The following is a 15,819-nucleotide window of genomic DNA, read 5'->3' on the forward strand; positions in this document are numbered from 1 at the left end:
CATGTCTCCAGAACACCGGAAAATCAACGGCGCATCAATACCTCCACATCGGTTCAAGAAAAGTTTGCGACAGATCCATACGGAGTATTGCCCTACCGACGCCTCGATCTTAAAGGCCTCCGAGCTCAGAGAAAAGACGGACAAATCTGTCCCCCTTGCCCCGTCTGAAGGCGGACAGTTCTGTCCCGAAAGGCGGTCAGATGTGTCCAGCGAAGGCGGTCAAATCGGTCCACCAAACTTAGAGAAAGAAAAAAAAGAAAAAACCTAACTCGCGTGAGGCGCACGCGAAGGCGGCTCCCCGCCGTTCCATTCCCGTCGTCGTCCTGCCAAGAGCTCAGACCAGACAGGTCGATGAGTGGAACGCCTGGCTTGCCGAAAAGACCCTGCCGGATCTGGCGCGGTTCAATCTCACAACCAGCACCAACGGTTCATCCGGATACCAGCTTCCTAGTCGATGGCCACCGGAAGATGGTTCGGACAAAGAGCGGTAAAGGCACGACGCGTCAACGAAATAGGACGGTAGCACAGACCTTAAATTTGCAAACTTTGTTGCGCTTGTGTTTGAAGCGAATAAGCAAGAAGCGAGTCAACTCATCGATAAAAGTTGCATTGCGCTTGCCAATTCAATCTATTTGTAGCACAGTATCCAATCTAGCCAATAAACTATACAATCAGTAATTTAACTTTTCCGTGAGTTTCTGTACAAAATAGCTTCAAACCATACCAAAAGATTCTTTAATTCATGCAGAATTCTAAATAAATCGAGCTATGTTTATGTCCTAAAATTGAAAACTGCGAGGTTGCGATGAACTTTATTCAAAAAACCATTGCCATCAGCGCACTTTCTATCTTTGCAAACCATACAGCGGCCATAGCAGACGTAAAGAAGTGTTCATTTCTTGGCACAGTAACACTGAAAGCAGTTTGGAATCTTCCAGAATACAATAATCCCGACGATCAAACTGATGTCGGAGATTACGAAATGGAGTTGCTAAGCGACATCTCATATACTGAGTGTGCTGGCGATATTCACAAAGTCGAAAAAGGTACGGTTGTAAATGGCGCGTCCATACCCCGAGCGGCATGGACAATTTTGGGATATACTCCATGGTCAGGCAAATCACAACGACCCGCCATACTCCATGACTTCCAATGTGAAAACGCGCTATTCACATCAGACCGGGTGCACAAATTATTCTACGAAACATTACAGTCTGAAGGCGTGTCAGACTATAAATCTCGGCTAATGTATGCTGCGGTTGCAAATTTTGGGCCTCAGTGGACAACGCCGGGTGGGCCGATTCACCGTCCGACGTATCGAGAAGGCCTACTGCGGCTGATTGGCACATTGCTCACTGAAAATAAAACTGTGCTGGCCACTACGAGCTTCGGCGTGGCACCGCAGAGCGACACAGGTACCATTTATTATTCTGAAGATATCGACTGGTCTGAATTGTCCGACGAGGCGGCTCTGGCTGACATCGAACGAATAGGAGCCTTGCTCAGGGATTTGTCGGATAACCAAATACTGGAATTCGCAGAGAAAGGAGAAGTTGAGGTGAAGGATGTCGTTAGGTGACCCGTCACGAAGGATCAAGGATACTCCTCATTCATGCAGTTTCCAGATGCGTCACTTATTCGGTTGTGGCTCTGGTTTCGCTAAGCACATCAATCGCACAAGCTGCTCCCGTTGACCGATACTGCATTGATGCCAACCCATCGCCGCTCTTAATTGAAGCAGTGAATGCCGCCAACGATTTGTTGGTGCCATCCAGTTCTTACAAGCTTCGGGTAGCGAAACGTTCAAACGAACTGAATGACAAGGTGAGTGATAGAGAAATTCTGACTTTCACACTTTGTTCGCACGAAAGCGTCGGACTTTTCGTTATTTCTGGCGTTGACGCAATTTTTTTTCATCCAGATTTTGCCAACACAATCTTTGAGCTAACCAAAGTAGACGAAGGATTTATTGATAAGCTGGAAATGACCGTCGAGCGTTCCGAGCAGTTTCCAGAAGGCTATTTTCTCAAAAACGGAGTTCCCGGCAAAGAATTTACAAAACTTGGCTTGTCGTACATGCGCCGCATGGATACGGAACCAAGGATATTACTTGCGGCAATGCTTCTGCACGAATTGGGGCACCTTCATCATAGACATGGTGTCCTTAGTATAAAAGAGCGGAATACGGATAGTCGAAAACGACAAGAGTCGGTTGCTGACGAATTTGCCGCCGATCTTCTCGCTCAGGCAATGTTATCAAAGGAAGCTGCCCAATCAGTCAAATCTACAGCGTTCTTGATGTTTCATCATTTTACGATGGTGGGTTTTTTGCACGCTGGAAATCGAATTCTCTCGGGCGAAGATATCATTTCTGATCCCGATGCCAATTATGAAGATTGGGAACTGCGCATTTTTCGTATGCTTCAACTGACCGCCGAAGCTATTTATCCAAATTCAGAGTTCTCCTTAAACATTGCCAATCAACTTGACCAACTTCTCCTTGCCAGAGGAGAAATATCTCGCGAAAAAGTTTTTGCGAAAGCGTTGTTTCAACAACTGAACAAAGTTTCGGAGCAGGAGAAACAGGCGAAGCGGATTAGTGAACGCCTGAATGATCCTGCACTATTACCATTGGATCCCGAACGATCAGTGCTGCTTATCGCGCAGTCACAGATCTTCTACAACATAGGTGACTATGGAAGCGCTCGTGATCGCTTGGCAGATGCGTTGGTAATCGCAACTCGATTAGGCCAGCGCCGAAAAGTCCGCGCGATTCAAATATTAGGGCCAATGGCAGTGATTAGCCACCTAATGGGCGATGAGGAGAAGGCCAAGATTCATTGTGTCGAAGTGGTGTCTTTGCTCGCTGGAAGCTCAGAGGTTCCCCCAGAGTTTAGAGAATACACTGAAACGATTTGTAATCGCTATCTCAGATAAGTATAGGGAGCAAGGCGTCATGAGAAACCGCATTGCGTTCGCAATTAGCATGACAGTCTCGGTGCTTTTTCTAACTGCCGTTAATGTTGTCGGATGCGCCGCTGAAGAAAGCACTGGTATCTTCGGAGTGTGGCTAACGATAGACGCATCTGACGAAGAAGGTCGAAAGCAAGGCGGCATTGTTTTCCGTTCAGACAATACGGGCATGTTTTTTGACGCGGTATATCGGTCTGAAATTCAAGCAGAAAATGCGGAAGAAAAACAACTAATCGAAGATATGCTCAATGGGCTGGGTTTTCCTAATAAGGGTGTCGTTGATGTGGCGTTCGAATACACACTCGAAGACCAGTTTGTTATAATCCAACCAAAAACATTTCGGGGCATTGATATCGATACAGAACCGGCTAGATGGGCCTATGAGCTGCAAACCAAGTCTTTAAGGTTGACTGCGTCGCAGGGCGACAATCGATGGATTCTGCTCGAAAGAGCGGAGTAGTTCGCCAACAATGCTAGAAACTTGAGCTACCTCCCGAAATTCGGACACTGATGTAAGCTACGATTTGTTGTCTGCTGGTCTTCGAGAATAAGGAGTTCGCCCTGAACAATGTCTAAGCGTTTGAAGTTACACGCCCGTGAAGAGGTTGTGCAGTATCCGCTTTTGCCATAGTTGGAAGAAGCGCTTGCAGCTTCCAGGTAAGCCAAAGCGCCAGTACCGCCAGGATGAGGCGCAGATTGTGGCCAGCGGCCACGAGCAAGGCATTGATGACGTCGCCAGCATGTCCGAGAAGGAAGTTCCGGTCCAGCCTCCCATCGGTCTTCATGTGACCGATGGTGGCCTCGATGGCTGATCGTCGTTTCAGTTCCCGTTTCATAGTGGCGGTAAGGCCACGCTTGCTGCCGGCGATCATCACCGAGCCCGAGCCCACATAATCGTGGCCGCGATAGCCCTTGTCGACGTAGATCCGGTCTGGATCAACGCCGCCCATTTCCACCGCCTGATCGACTGTTCCCGCGAGCGTGTGGCCATCATAGGGATTGCCCTCGAAGGATTTGGCGGCCAGCACCAACCCTTCCCGGTTCGTGGTTGCGATGCCGACCTTGCAACCGAACTCATACGGGTTGCGGGCTTTGCCTTTCGAGATGCAGACCACCTCAGGCGCATGCAGCGAATAGAGCTTGTTCTTGTCCTTCGGCTTCTGCACCAGCAAGCGCTCGACAAGCCCGAGCAGACGCGCAAACCTGGCCTCAAGGACATCATTGCCGGCGATCTTGCGGCTGATGTCGCGGAACACACGGCCCAGATAGGTGCGCAGGCGCTTCAGTTCACGCCGCATCCGGCGGAACTGCCGGGCATGGGCATAGCGGCCCGCCCTGACCGCCGCGGCCTTGGCCAGCCGGATGTGACTTTGCCTGAGCACGACGCCATGCCGTTTCGCCTGGCGAACCAGAGCCTGGATCGCCTTTAGGTAAAGCCGGCTGTCGGTCGGGTGGCGATCGCCTTCGGCTGCACCGTGGTGTCGACGGTGATCCGCTCCAGCGAACTGGGCTTGGCGGTCCCGGTGTCGAGGGCCACCTCAACGCTCGCCTTCAACAATTCTGCCAGACCCTCAGGCCCGATCCGCTTGCGCCAGCGCGTCATCGTGCTGGCGTCAATCGGCGCCTCGTGCTGGAAGAACTCAAAGCCGCAGAAGAATTGCCAATACGGGTTCTCTACCCAGCGGTCCACCACTTCCTCGTCCGAAAGATCGTGAACGTGCTTGAGGTAGTGCAGCCCCACCATTAGCCGCGTCGGCTTGGCCGGTCGGCCAACCGGGCGGTAGAAGCGGCCGAAGGCCTCGTCGAAGCGTGACCAGGCCATCAACCCAGACAATCGCGCCAACGGATGACGCGGATTGATGATCGCGTCGAGACGCTCGCGAAAGAGATCATTCTTGCCCGATGACGGGTGGGATGGGCGCATTTCAAAAAACACCAGAAATCAGTGGGGGCACGATCAATTTCTGGCATTTTCAAATACTTCAAACCAAATGGAAACCCACACAATGCAACGCTTCCAGAGGGTTTTCAGGGCGAACTAAGGAGATCAGAGATGTCGAAACGCAAGCAGAACGCGCCGGAATTCAAGGCGAAGGTCACCCTGGAAGCCCTGAAAGGCGAGGAGACGGTCTCGGAGCTGGCGAGCCGGTTCGGGGTTCATCCGACCATGATCCATCAATGGAAGCGTGCCCTGCTTGAAGGAGCTTCCGACGTTTTTGAACGTGGCGGCAAAGGAAAGCCAGAGATTGACGAAGACCAGGTGAAAGAGCTCCACGCCAAGACCGGGGAGCTGGCGGTCGCCAACGATTTTTTTTCCAGAAAGCTCAAGCCTTGGGGCGTGAAGTGAGGCGCGGCATGATCGAGCCGATTATCGGTCGGCAAGCAGTGTTCGCTGCTGTCAATCTCGCGCTCGTCTTTCTATTACACGCCGAAGGGTGAGAGTGAGATGAACCTCGCCCTGATGCGCCAGATCGATGAACAGATCCTGGAGACGCCGTTCTTCGGTGTCCGGCAGATGACCTGGCACCTGAAGAATGAAGGTCATCCGGTGAACGAGAAGCGGATCCGGCGATTGATGCGGCTCATGGGTCTGATGCCGATCTACCAGAAGCCCAATACAAGCAGGCAAAACTTAGCCTTGCAGCGTAACCCCCATCTTTTTTCCACTTCCGTGGCAATGGTTACTTGGCTCCAAGCGCCTTGAGGATACTGTCCAGAATGTTAAAGAGTATTTCGACGGAATATCCTACCAGAAAGGCCAGTGCGATAGGGGTCAGCGAATTTAGAGTTCCGGTCGAGTCGTTAGCTGAAAACCAGCTAATTACAAGCCCGCCAACAACACCCAGGATCAGCCTGTGAGAATAGACACCGGTGTTGTGGGTCTGAAACGACATGTTCTCGATTTGCTCCGTTCCGGTGCGCATGATGAACACACAAACTCCGAGTACGGAAGCAAGGAGAGGTAAGAAATATCCTTTCATAACGTGCAGTATAAGATCTTGATTTACTACCAACCCTTCATCACTAATATCTTCATCCCAAACCCCTGGCAGAAAACCAAGCTGCAGACGATATAGTATTCGAGCATTATTAGATAACATATTGTTAATTTCAAATTTTCGATCGTTCAGCGCTGTAGCGTAGATATCTTTTCTTACCTTTTCAAAATCTTGATTTTTGACTTTGGTATTCTCGTCGGCTTCGTTCAGTTTTGTTTCACCCTCGCCTTCGCCGACTTCGTCTGGGTCTTGGCTGAAAATTTCCTCTCTGTCTTCATCCAGATTTTGGACGTTACCTGCGAGATTGGCTGCGACCTGAGCTTTGGCACCAGGTTCCTCACCGGTGTCGCGCGATTCTTGCGCGTCGACGCCCTGGTCTTCCTCCTCCTCCTCGCCGGGTTCCCAAGCATTTTGAGTGTCCGCAGTGGCGTCTTCAGTATTTTCTTCGGTATCTGGAGGCAGCACCAAATCAAATGCGTCAGCCTCTTTAATCTCCTTCATCAACTCTTCGATTGTTGTTTTTTGGACGAGACCAGCCGTCAATCGGAGTTGCTCCGATTTTAAAGCCTGGCTGCTATTAAGAGTACTCTTTGCCACCGAGACATACGCCAAAGCCAAAATCATTACGAAGAAACTGCCTATCGCAATCCAGCGATAAAGCTTGAGTGTAGAGAGATGTTCTGAAATAGGGTCCTTGTTCTTCTTCTGGCCGATCAATTGATTTTCATTGTGGCGCAAGGTGTCGATATGAATCGGTTGTGCCAGCCGGGTTAACTTGGCGTAATTGATCCAAAAGGTTTTTTCGGTTTCTTCACTGAAGGTTCCTGACTTGACCTTGTTGGTGCAGACAATGAGTCCGTCCTTGAAAGCTTCATCCAGGTCTGTTCCGTTTTGCGACAGCTTAAGAAGTATAAGATCTACATCTTCTGCCGCAGCTATGATCCGGCGTTTGGAGTGGGTTGTCCTGCTGGTGTCCGAGGCATTTGACTTGTTGATTGCTTCAGCAATTTCCGTGTCGTCCCAATCTTTAGGCATTGTCCCGGCCAATTCCCTTTTGATGTAACTGTTATCGGGTAATTTCGAAATCTATGCTGCATCGTCTAGACAGGCTTCGATTGAAGCAAATGATGTGATTTCCCTGTTTGACGCGAAGACGGTACTTGCCAGGAACAGTCAGCCCCCACCGTTTACCTCTCAGGCGCCAATCAAAATGCCCGCCGAAAGCCTCCGCTTCTTTCTCTGCTTTCCATTTGGTGATCGATCCGAGATTTATGACTTTTTCCGGTCTGATCTGGCCATCGCTCCTGATCGTCGAAAAATAGGCCCTGAAGGTCTCGGTGTTGTTCACGGTATCAAGATAGTCTGGCCCGCCATTCATGCGGAACCAGAAGTAGAGAACTTGACCCGGCCGGGTTTTGATGGGTTGGTCCAATCGCAAAAGCCATCCTGGGCACCGTCGATCGTTGCTGGACAGCGTTCTGGAAATTGCAAAATCACCCACCACCAGTTTTCCAGATCTGCCGACAACCTTGTTTTTGGGCTGACATTGGAAACTGGCGCGTTGAGCCGCTTGAGCGGCATTGGGCAGGATCAGCAAAAAGGAAAAGATTGCGGCAAGCCCAAGGAGTGGCCACCATAGAACCCGAATTCTCATTTCAATATCTCCGAAATCAGACGGAAGCGGTTAATTCTGTCGGCTTCCCCGTTTGCCTTCTTGCTGGAATTGGGGTCGCCGCGGTTGATCCCGCGCGAAATTTTTTTGATATCATTCGAATCGGCAAACTCGTTGGCCTTGAGAGATTTCCATTCCGCACAGGCTGCTTTGAGGGAAATCAGAGGCTGTTCGATAAGCTCCGGATTGTTTTCCAGGTCTACTCCGGCGATTTCTCCCATCCGCCGGTAAGCATCCCGGCCTGTTGTCTGCATGATGCCTCCACCGCGGTATCTGTAGCCGTCATCGTTGGCTTCGCCGTTGCCCATCCGCCCGCCATAGGCCCAGGTGCCAAGCGCAACTGGGTTTCGGAGCAGATTTTTACGGATCCATTCGTCGCTGTGTTTGCTGGCTCTGGATTTCCAGGCATCGCGGATAGCACCGACCGTTGTGTAATTGAGAGACTCCCGCTTGAAGGTGAAGCTCTCGGTTTCATGTGCGACTTGTGCCAGGAAGTGCGCAAGACGGTTCGAAGTCTTGTTGATCTTGTATTCGGACAGCATTTCGGTTGCTTCGTCCGAACAAAGTGCGGTCATGTAACCGTCATAGGTGTTTCTGCTGCGCGCGTGTGACGAAGGTTGCGTGGCGATTTTCTTGAACACCGGCTCGGTCAATCGGACGCCAGTGCTCGCCGGCTGACCGCCGCCGTTCGACTGAGAAGGGCCGCTTTCCCGTCCCTCTGTGCCGCTGCTTGGAACAACAAGACCGTTGCCACCCGAAATCGCATCGTCAAAGTCAAAAAAAGGCAGCATTATTCCAAGCTTTTGCGCGGTTTCCCCACCAACTATGCCGTCGTCATATTCCGGGCCGAATTCTGCTTCCTGAAATTCTAGAACCGCTTCAAACGTTCCCGGACCAAAGTCGCCATCCACCTTGATCGGGCGGCCCAGCTTTTCCGACAGACGCTTCTGGAGCAGTCTGACGTATTCACCCTGAGACCCGAACCGCAACAGTATTGTCTTGCCGGAACATCTGGTTTTTATCATTTGCTGGACTTCGGAAGCGCTGAAGAGAACATATTCTGTTTGCTGCTGACCGCCGTCTTTTTGGAAAGGCACTACAAACTTCTTCCAGGGGCCTGCTTCGCTCCCCTCGACACCTTTCTTGACCGTTCCTGCAATGACCTGACATCCGAAGCTGGAATACTTGCTGGAAGGTATGTTTGCGTTTGGTCCCATGTGAAAGGCGCAATGAATATTGTCTCCGGCAATTTTGCCGGACTCCCAACGGTCGACCAGATCGAAATCCGCATCATCGCCTGTCCGTTGTAGCGTAATGGCACTGTCCTGCAGCAACGCCCAATGGCCGTTGCGCCCCTCGCTCCGTTTGTGCCACCCGGAAATGTAACGTTTGTAACGTCCCCTTCCGAGCTGATTGATCCCTACACCATTGGCCGGAATCCGTTTTTGGACCGACGGCCCGTAGGGCACTGTCGAACCGGGAAAAACAGCAAATCCGCTACCGGGAAGCCATTGACCAATTGTGCAGTTCATCGTGCTGTAATTGATCGGACTGATGAAGATCTCATGGGAGGAGCCAAACTCCGTTCCCGAGCTAACAACCGGCAGCGCCCCCCGCACACCGAATGTGATAAGGCCACCTGCGAAAACAGGAAATTGCGAACGTTTCCAAAGCGCCAGAAGATGGGCTTCGCTCAGGAGTAGCTCGCCACCAGAGCCACTGTCCGGCGGTGGCAGTTTAAGATCGTCATCCTCGATCGCGGGGTTTTCCGAAGAGGTGTCATGTTCCGCGCCCACAGGCTCTCCGGCGGTCTCGTCTTCAAGATCTTCTTCTTCCTCAAAATTCGGGAAATTCACGTCCGGAAAGAAATTGCTGTCCGATTCTGCCCTACGTTTTGCCGCAGCAAGGTCTGTCGCAATTTCTTTAAGCTTTACGGCGGCGTTGGCGAATTCATCAAAAAGCAAATCATCCAGCGCGCGGTTTATTTTGATAGCAAGGGATCTTAGGCGCTGTATCTCCTCCTGATCGTCTTCTTCCCTCGCCTTTTCGAGTAGCGGCTCGAGACTTTCCCGATCCGCCTTGAGCTGTGCAATCTGCTGCCTTCTGGTCATTGCAATGTCCCTTTCGAATACTTGGGATTAGTTGCGTTCTCCGCCCTTATGCCGTCGTTTATCCAAGAGCTGTCTTGCCCTGACTAGAGGGCCGACCTGAGGTTCTTGACCTGCTCTGCGACGACCTTTAACTCGATCGCCGCGTCCGACATCGCAGTTGATGAAAAAACAGATGACTGCTCCGCTGAGGCGGCTTCAATGGCTAGATCCATTGCGAAAAGCGTCTTGTCCATGAGAAGCACCCAGCCGGCCAATAACTTGCGCTCGCGCTCAAGCTCCGCGCGGTTGGTAGCAGAAAGGGATGTATCCCCTTCGTCGTAACGCGCCTGCTCCATAAGTTCAAACATTATTGGCGTAGATGCTCTGAGCTCTTCTATGAAGCTCCTCATTTTTGGAGCTGCATCTATCAATTGTTTTCGGAAGTTTTCCCGGCCATAGCCTGTGGCGATGACCTCAAATATTTTCGTCAGGGCTTTAACATTGGCATCAATACCGGAAATCAATGCAGCGGAACTTGGAATTGCTGTTGTCCCGCTTGGAATGCTCGCGATAAAGACGCCTGTACTGGCGATGTCAGTCAAAAGTTTGCCTTGTCGGGCCGCTAGCGCCTTTGCGCTCTCGCCATTTGCCAGGCCGCCAAGGGCGTCGTTGTAGGACTTGAGGATTTTGAGCGACGAGCGGATAGATTCCGTGACTGGCGGTGGCGCTGTATCTACCCAATAAGCGGCTTCCTCAGGCCGGAAATCCGGAATGCTTCCACGCCTATTGATACGTCTCATCGCAATGATGCGCTCTGCGCGCGCAACCGAATCCAGGACATGATTTCCGGCTTCCAACTGCAGCTCAAAAGCCGCAGTGTATATCTGGAATTCAACAGCACCTTGCGTCGAACCGCAGCCAGATAAACCACACAAAATGAAGAATATCGCTATTCTTTCTAAAGAAAAAAAACGGAACAAGTGTCACATCAACGCATTGCATGGAATAAGCGTTGCCCCAGCTATCCATAAATCAATTAAAAGCCGAATATTTCTTATCTGCAATCAATTTTCTTGAATATACTAAAAATAAGAATTCAATTTTTAAATTTGTCTTTTTTTTCAATAATTTATATTATTTACTAAGCCTGGTTTTAGGAAGCCTTCCAAAGGCATTGTCTTGGGAAATAACCAATTGGATACTATTTTCTTTGCCTTTTAACAGAAGATGCAACGGAGAACTGGGCCAGGAAAGCACAGTTCTGAACGGCGCTGCGTTTGGATGCACGCCGGTGCTGGTGGAACAGCCGTCCTTCACGTAGGAGGCATAGGCCATCCCGTTGGTATTGCACTCAAGCCGCTCCCATTGGTCATCAGCCAACCGCACCGACAAGGGCGCTCGCCGGGGTTTGGCCACAAACAGTGTCCTCTGCCGATTAAAGCTACTCTTGAATGTGTTGGAGGCAAAGCATCCGAAACTTTGATCGTTGGCGAACCGCACGTTGATATCCAAGCTGAAAAGTCTAGTGGCTGACAAACTTGCTGGATTGCACCCGAACACAACAGCCTGTTTCATGATTTTGAGCATGTACGGTCAATGTCGCCAGATCATGAGGTGTCGTTAGTAGAGAAACAATCAAAGGTGCGATCAATATAGCAAAGTAAATGAACGATCTGGTTTTAATCAATTTACCTCACTCTTGATTCTATTTTAATATCTAACGGCTCTTCTTAATGTTGCATTAAAAGTTGTCTATGAATGATTGTGCAACCCTTACCAATCGTATGGACGCGAACATGGTCTCCTCCATCACGATACAAACGCCGGTAAATCTTGCTCAGCAACATGCGGCCGCTTCGGCCAAAGTGACGGAGTTGACGACAGATCAGCAAGCTCCGGAAGGTCAGGTAGAGCGCGCAATTGATCAGTCCGGTAACATTAAAGAACTTCAACAACCTGATACTCAGCGCAGGGCTTTGTCTGAAGCTAAGTTCTACGCTCAGCTAAAGCTGAGCGCAGCTCAATCACGTCAAATTTCGGCCGAACTCAGAGATGGGTTAAGAGAGGAAGTCGCCTTCCTGGAGAAGACTGATCCGGTCCCGGCACGAGTTCTTGAGGGGAATGAAGCAGTGGATGCCAGGAGACTTATTTCGACGCTCCAGGCCAATATCGTCACAGAGGATGGCCTCAAAGGGTACATCGTGGACGATCTACGATATGACCTCCGTCCGGATGGTACCATCACTGTTAACGAAGCCGCCGTCCCAACCAGCGAAGCTCAAAAGCAAGAACGGTTATCTGGATTTAAAGAAACCCTGACCAGGCTGGAAAGCCTGACCGGAGGTTTGTCGCAAGAGCAGCTTCAGCAGAATGTTGCCTCTGCTCAACTGGCATTGGAAAGAGCGCAATCGGCACAGACCATCGATATTCAGGTCTAAGGAACTTTCTAATTCGGTTTCCCGACGCTCCACTGATCGGCATCGTTAAGATCGATTTCAACGAAATAACTTACCTCTCCCGCAATGCATGAGCTATCTGATCCCGTATCGGCTTCACCAGGTAGCTGAGCACCGTCCTGTCCCCGGTCTGCAGGAACGTCTCGACCGGCATGCCCGGTACAAGGGCCTGGTCACCAAGTTTGGTGAGTTCGCTCTCATCGATCACAAGCCGGGCAACGTAGAAACTCATGCCCGTTCGCTCGTCCTGGTTCAAATCTGCGGAGATGGTCAGCAGCTCCGCATTCAATTCCGGTGTGGTTCGCTGATCGAAGCTGGGAAAGCGAACCCTCGCGTGTTGTCCCGGGGACATCTGATCGATATCGACCGGACGAACCTGAGTTTCCACGATCAGTTGGTCTTCACGCGGCACAATCTGCATGATGGTTTCACCAGGAGCGATGACACCGCCGATCGTGTGGACGGCGAGCTGATGCACATAACCGTTGCGTGGGGCCAGAATATCGACACGGGTCAGCTCGTCTTCCGCTGCGATCTTTTGTTCTTCAAGCTGCGCGATGCGGGAGCGGACTTCCTGCAGGTTTTCCAGGACTTCGGCCCGATAGGTTTCTTCGATTTGAAGGATCTGAATATGCCGCTCGCTGATCGCTTCCCTGGTGCGCGCAATCTGCGCAATCAGGTCTCCATATTCCCCGTCCAGACGCGCCTTTTCGCGGCGAAGCGCCGTTACGCGGCTCTTTGACACCAGTTGCTTGTCCAGAAGGCCACCGAGATCACCAAGTTCTTCCCCGATCAGTTCAATTTCTGATGTCTTGGCCGCAACCTGCGCTTCGAGGCCTTCGGTCTGCTTGTTGAACTGACGGATCTGCTCTTCAAGCTGGTTCTTTCGGCCTTCCTTGGAATTTTGCCGGGCTTCCAGTAGAAGCTGCTGACCTCTTTCAACGTCACCAAGACTGGCGATCCGCTGTTCCGGCCATTCAATGGCTCGCAAGTCATCTCGTTCCGCCGCGAGGCGCAGTTCCTGGGCAGTCAGGTCGGTCAACTGTTTCGTGACGACCGCGAGATTGGCGCGGGTCACCGTGTCGTCCAGTCTGATCAAAAGATCTCCCGCCTCAACAACGTCACCATTTTTCACGCGGATATCACGAACAATACCGCCTTCCCGGTGCTGGACCTGTTTGATGTTGCTCTCAACGACAATTGTGCCGGAGGAAACAACCGCACCGGAGATTTCTGTAAAGGCTGCCCAGCCTCCAATCCCGCCGATGATGACGATGGTCAACAGGAGCGCAAACAGCAAGTGATTGCGCACTGTGTGACGCAGCATGTCATCGGCGTTGGTAGACGTAGAGCTGGATTGAGGTGAAGCCTCGACCTGATCAAACATCGTCATCCCCTCGCACCAACACTGGTGCGCGTGTTGGGGACAGGCTGGACCACTTGCTTGAGCACTTCGTCCTTCGGTCCGAACCCGGCCATCTTGCCGTCTTTCAGGCAAAGGATCTTGTCGACCGTTGCAATTGCGCTTGGACGATGGGCGATCACGACGACAATGGATCCCTTGTCTCGCATGGCCTTGATGGCTCCCGACAGGGCGCCGTCGCCTTCTGCATCCAGGTTGGAATTCGGCTCATCCAGAACGACAAGGAAGGGATTGCCATAAAGTGCCCTCGCCAGTGCGATGCGTTGCCGCTGCCCGGCAGACAGCATGCGGCCGCTGCGGCCAATAACAGTGTTGTAGCCTTCCGGAAGGCCGACGATCAGATCGTGCACATCAGCCAGCTGTGCCGCCTCAATGATGAGGTCAGGCGATGCATTTGTTCGGAACCGAGCAATGTTGTCGGCGATGGTGCCATCAAAGAGCTGAAGATCCTGAGGCAGATAGCCAATGAACTCACCGCGTTTCGCGCTCGGCCACTGGCCAAGCTCGGCCCCGTCGTAACGGATGACACCCTTGAGTGGCGCGAGAGCCCCCACCAGAGCCCGCGCAAAAGTAGACTTGCCGGATCCAGAAGGACCGATCACTCCAAGGCCCTCCCCGGCCTCAAGGTCAAACGATACACCTTGGACAAAGGGCACGGTCTCACCGAATGGGCCGCAAAACACCTGCTCAACGGAAATCTTCTTTGTCGGCAACGGCAGATCCATCTTGTCGGCCTCAGTCTCGGCAACCGACAAAACCTCACGCAAACGCCTTAGAGATTGGCGGCAGGCAACAAACCCGCGCCATTGGGAGACAGCCTGCTCGATAGGCGACAGTGCTCTTGAGGTCATGATGGAAGAGGCAATCATGACGCCAGGTGTAATTTCCTGCTTGATTGCCAGCCACGCGCCAACACCAAGAATGGCTGACTGGAGAATGAAGCGGATGGTTTTGATCGCTGTACCGAACAAACCTGTACGATCGGCAGCTCGCCGCTGGGTTTCCAGATAGTCGCCGTTCTGCACCTCCCACCTGGATGTCAGGGCATCCTGCATGCCCATCGCGGTAACGACCTCAGAATTGCGCTGCCCGATTTCCACATCAGAGGAGCGGCGCCCTGCATGGCTGGCAGCTTCTTGTGCCGGCGTCCTGGACATAAATTCATTCAAGGCGATCAGGACAACGATCACCAAGGCGCCGCCAAGCCCTACAAACCCAAGGACCGGGTGAAACAGAAACACGATCCCGAGATACAGCGGCAGCCATGGAATATCGAAAATGGCCGCGGGCCCTGGCCCGGACAGGAATTGCCTTACCGTATCCAGATCCTGCACCGGACGCAGTTTGGCGGCCTTGCGTCCCAGGCGAACAGGAAGGACATTTGAGATGCGGTAGACGATCCCAGACAGTCTTGCATCGACCCGCTGCCCCAACCGGGCCAAAAGCCTGCTGCGCACACCCTCAAGAAGGCCATAAAAAGCATAGAGCACGATGGCCAACACACCAATCGCCACAAGTGTCGGAATGGATCCGCTGGCAAGCACTCGGTCATAGACCTGAAGCATGAAGACAGGTCCGGTCAGCATCAGGATGTTGATGACAAAACTGACGAGCGCGACGCCCCAGAAAGCTGCATAGACCGGGCGGAAGGCCGAGGTAACCGGGTTCTCCCTCGAACCATGGGAACCGGAAGAAGATTGCTTGGAGTTTGGCATGGGTGTCGAAGGTCTTCGGGGAGCCTATTCAGGCAGAATTCAGGGGGAACAAGGCTCTAAAACGTGCGAGAAGGCATTGTCGTGGAGGGACATTCCAGGGGAAGAAGTCAGACGCTCCTCAAGGCTTGAAAAGCGTCTGACAGGTTCAGCTTCGTTTACACGAACTGGAAGTCGTCCTGGTGCAACTGGCTAACGAGCACGTTCTGCAGAGTGATGAAGGTGTCGTCATCGACCTTGATAGTTGTGTGTGTTCCATCGTCTGTGGCTGCATTCACTAGAGCATTCATGTCTACAAAGATGCTAGCCTCGAGCTGAATAACATCTTCCGAACCTGCTCCGGACACAAAGTCGAAGATCGTATCGTGGCCTGCGGCTGCGGCCTGGAAAATGAATGTGTCGTTTCCTGCATCACCGAAGATGACATCGTTTCCGGCACTTCCGGATATAACGTCGTCTCCGCTGCCTGCTTCGATCACATCGACCATATCTGT

Annotated in this window: 13 protein-coding genes and 3 pseudogenes; 7 read left to right on the top strand and 9 right to left on the bottom strand. The window is 52.0% G+C overall.

The window, feature by feature from the left end; all coding sequences use genetic code 11:
* From ACYQ6M_RS29890 to ACYQ6M_RS29905, 4 genes and pseudogenes are all read left to right on the top strand, one after another.
* Positions 1-268: pseudogene (locus ACYQ6M_RS29890) on the top strand (hypothetical protein); the annotation flags it as partial.
* A 537-nt stretch (positions 269-805) separates the two neighbouring features.
* Positions 806-1,579: a DUF1353 domain-containing protein gene (locus ACYQ6M_RS29895; RefSeq protein ID WP_460077555.1), complete on the top strand. Its 774-nt coding sequence runs from the start codon at positions 806-808 to the stop codon at positions 1,577-1,579.
* Entirely contained in the window at positions 1,576-2,937 is a 1,362-nt protein-coding gene (locus ACYQ6M_RS29900) for a hypothetical protein (protein ID WP_460077557.1), read from the top strand. The genes ACYQ6M_RS29895 and ACYQ6M_RS29900 overlap by 4 nt, the downstream gene beginning before the upstream one ends.
* A 19-nt stretch (positions 2,938-2,956) precedes the next feature.
* The gene (locus tag ACYQ6M_RS29905) at positions 2,957-3,433 is read left to right on the top strand and encodes a hypothetical protein (RefSeq protein ID WP_460077559.1); all 477 of its coding nucleotides are present in this window, start codon (positions 2,957-2,959) and stop codon (positions 3,431-3,433) included.
* A gap of 112 nt (positions 3,434-3,545) precedes the next feature.
* Here the strand turns inward: ACYQ6M_RS29905 and ACYQ6M_RS29910 are convergent.
* Positions 3,546-4,897, bottom strand: a pseudogene (locus tag ACYQ6M_RS29910) (IS5 family transposase).
* A gap of 129 nt (positions 4,898-5,026) precedes the next feature.
* Between ACYQ6M_RS29910 and ACYQ6M_RS29915 the strand changes: the two are divergent.
* Together ACYQ6M_RS29915 and ACYQ6M_RS29920 are read left to right on the top strand one after the other, a co-directional pair.
* Positions 5,027-5,320 (top strand): transposase, encoded by a 294-nt coding sequence (locus ACYQ6M_RS29915; protein ID WP_460077561.1) that lies wholly within the window; start codon positions 5,027-5,029, stop codon positions 5,318-5,320.
* A 99-nt stretch (positions 5,321-5,419) separates the two neighbouring features.
* Positions 5,420-5,677, top strand: coding sequence for an IS3 family transposase (locus tag ACYQ6M_RS29920; RefSeq protein ID WP_460077563.1), 258 nt, complete (start codon positions 5,420-5,422; stop codon positions 5,675-5,677).
* Here the strand turns inward: ACYQ6M_RS29920 and ACYQ6M_RS29925 are convergent.
* The 5 genes from ACYQ6M_RS29925 to ACYQ6M_RS29945 form a co-directional block, all read right to left on the bottom strand.
* The gene (locus ACYQ6M_RS29925; protein WP_460077565.1) at positions 5,655-7,007 is read right to left on the bottom strand and encodes a hypothetical protein; all 1,353 of its coding nucleotides are present in this window, start codon (positions 7,005-7,007) and stop codon (positions 5,655-5,657) included. The two genes, ACYQ6M_RS29920 and ACYQ6M_RS29925, sit on opposite strands and share 23 nt — an antisense overlap.
* Positions 7,008-7,038: 31 nt before the next feature.
* Entirely contained in the window at positions 7,039-7,626 is a 588-nt protein-coding gene (locus ACYQ6M_RS29930) for a hypothetical protein (protein ID WP_460077567.1), read from the bottom strand.
* Positions 7,623-9,755, bottom strand: coding sequence for a peptidoglycan-binding protein (locus tag ACYQ6M_RS29935; RefSeq protein WP_460077569.1), 2,133 nt, complete (start codon positions 9,753-9,755; stop codon positions 7,623-7,625). Before ACYQ6M_RS29935 ends, ACYQ6M_RS29930 begins: the two co-directional genes overlap by 4 nt.
* An 83-nt stretch (positions 9,756-9,838) precedes the next feature.
* On the bottom strand, positions 9,839-10,714 hold the full coding sequence (locus ACYQ6M_RS29940) for a hypothetical protein (RefSeq protein WP_460077571.1): 876 nt from the start codon (positions 10,712-10,714) through the stop codon (positions 9,839-9,841).
* A 154-nt stretch (positions 10,715-10,868) separates the two neighbouring features.
* Positions 10,869-11,321, bottom strand: a complete 453-nt coding sequence (locus tag ACYQ6M_RS29945; RefSeq protein ID WP_460077573.1) for a hypothetical protein — start codon at positions 11,319-11,321, stop codon at positions 10,869-10,871.
* A 209-nt stretch (positions 11,322-11,530) separates the two neighbouring features.
* Here ACYQ6M_RS29945 and ACYQ6M_RS29950 point away from each other — a divergent pair, with 209 nt between their 5' ends.
* On the top strand, positions 11,531-12,172 hold the full coding sequence (locus ACYQ6M_RS29950; RefSeq protein WP_460077575.1) for a hypothetical protein: 642 nt from the start codon (positions 11,531-11,533) through the stop codon (positions 12,170-12,172).
* 70 nt (positions 12,173-12,242) lie between these two features.
* Here the strand turns inward: ACYQ6M_RS29950 and ACYQ6M_RS29955 are convergent, their stop codons facing one another.
* From ACYQ6M_RS29955 to ACYQ6M_RS29965, 3 genes and pseudogenes are all read right to left on the bottom strand, one after another.
* Entirely contained in the window at positions 12,243-13,577 is a 1,335-nt protein-coding gene (locus ACYQ6M_RS29955) for an HlyD family type I secretion periplasmic adaptor subunit (protein ID WP_460077577.1), read from the bottom strand.
* A gap of 2 nt (positions 13,578-13,579) precedes the next feature.
* The gene (locus ACYQ6M_RS29960) at positions 13,580-15,328 is read right to left on the bottom strand and encodes a type I secretion system permease/ATPase (protein WP_460077579.1); all 1,749 of its coding nucleotides are present in this window, start codon (positions 15,326-15,328) and stop codon (positions 13,580-13,582) included.
* A gap of 155 nt (positions 15,329-15,483) precedes the next feature.
* A pseudogene (locus tag ACYQ6M_RS29965) lies at positions 15,484-15,819 on the bottom strand (calcium-binding protein); the annotation flags it as partial.

It is taken from the genome of Roseibium sp. ROS1 (genome assembly GCF_054658215.1).

Excerpts from the sequence above, each read along its gene's own strand:
- ACYQ6M_RS29920 (WP_460077563.1), top strand. The coding sequence starts at position 5,420 with ATGAACCTCGCCCTGATGCGCCAGATCGATGAACAGATCCTGGAGACG.
- ACYQ6M_RS29930 (WP_460077567.1), bottom strand. The coding sequence starts at position 7,626 with ATGAGAATTCGGGTTCTATGGTGGCCACTCCTTGGGCTTGCCGCAATC.
- ACYQ6M_RS29945 (WP_460077573.1), bottom strand. The coding sequence starts at position 11,321 with ATGCTCAAAATCATGAAACAGGCTGTTGTGTTCGGGTGCAATCCAGCA.
- ACYQ6M_RS29950 (WP_460077575.1), top strand. The coding sequence starts at position 11,531 with ATGGTCTCCTCCATCACGATACAAACGCCGGTAAATCTTGCTCAGCAA.
- ACYQ6M_RS29925 (WP_460077565.1), bottom strand. The coding sequence starts at position 7,007 with ATGCCTAAAGATTGGGACGACACGGAAATTGCTGAAGCAATCAACAAG.
- ACYQ6M_RS29905 (WP_460077559.1), top strand. The coding sequence starts at position 2,957 with ATGAGAAACCGCATTGCGTTCGCAATTAGCATGACAGTCTCGGTGCTT.
- ACYQ6M_RS29960 (WP_460077579.1), bottom strand. The coding sequence starts at position 15,328 with ATGCCAAACTCCAAGCAATCTTCTTCCGGTTCCCATGGTTCGAGGGAG.
- ACYQ6M_RS29955 (WP_460077577.1), bottom strand. The coding sequence starts at position 13,577 with ATGTTTGATCAGGTCGAGGCTTCACCTCAATCCAGCTCTACGTCTACC.
- ACYQ6M_RS29935 (WP_460077569.1), bottom strand. The coding sequence starts at position 9,755 with ATGACCAGAAGGCAGCAGATTGCACAGCTCAAGGCGGATCGGGAAAGT.
- ACYQ6M_RS29915 (WP_460077561.1), top strand. The coding sequence starts at position 5,027 with ATGTCGAAACGCAAGCAGAACGCGCCGGAATTCAAGGCGAAGGTCACC.
- ACYQ6M_RS29895 (WP_460077555.1), top strand. The coding sequence starts at position 806 with ATGAACTTTATTCAAAAAACCATTGCCATCAGCGCACTTTCTATCTTT.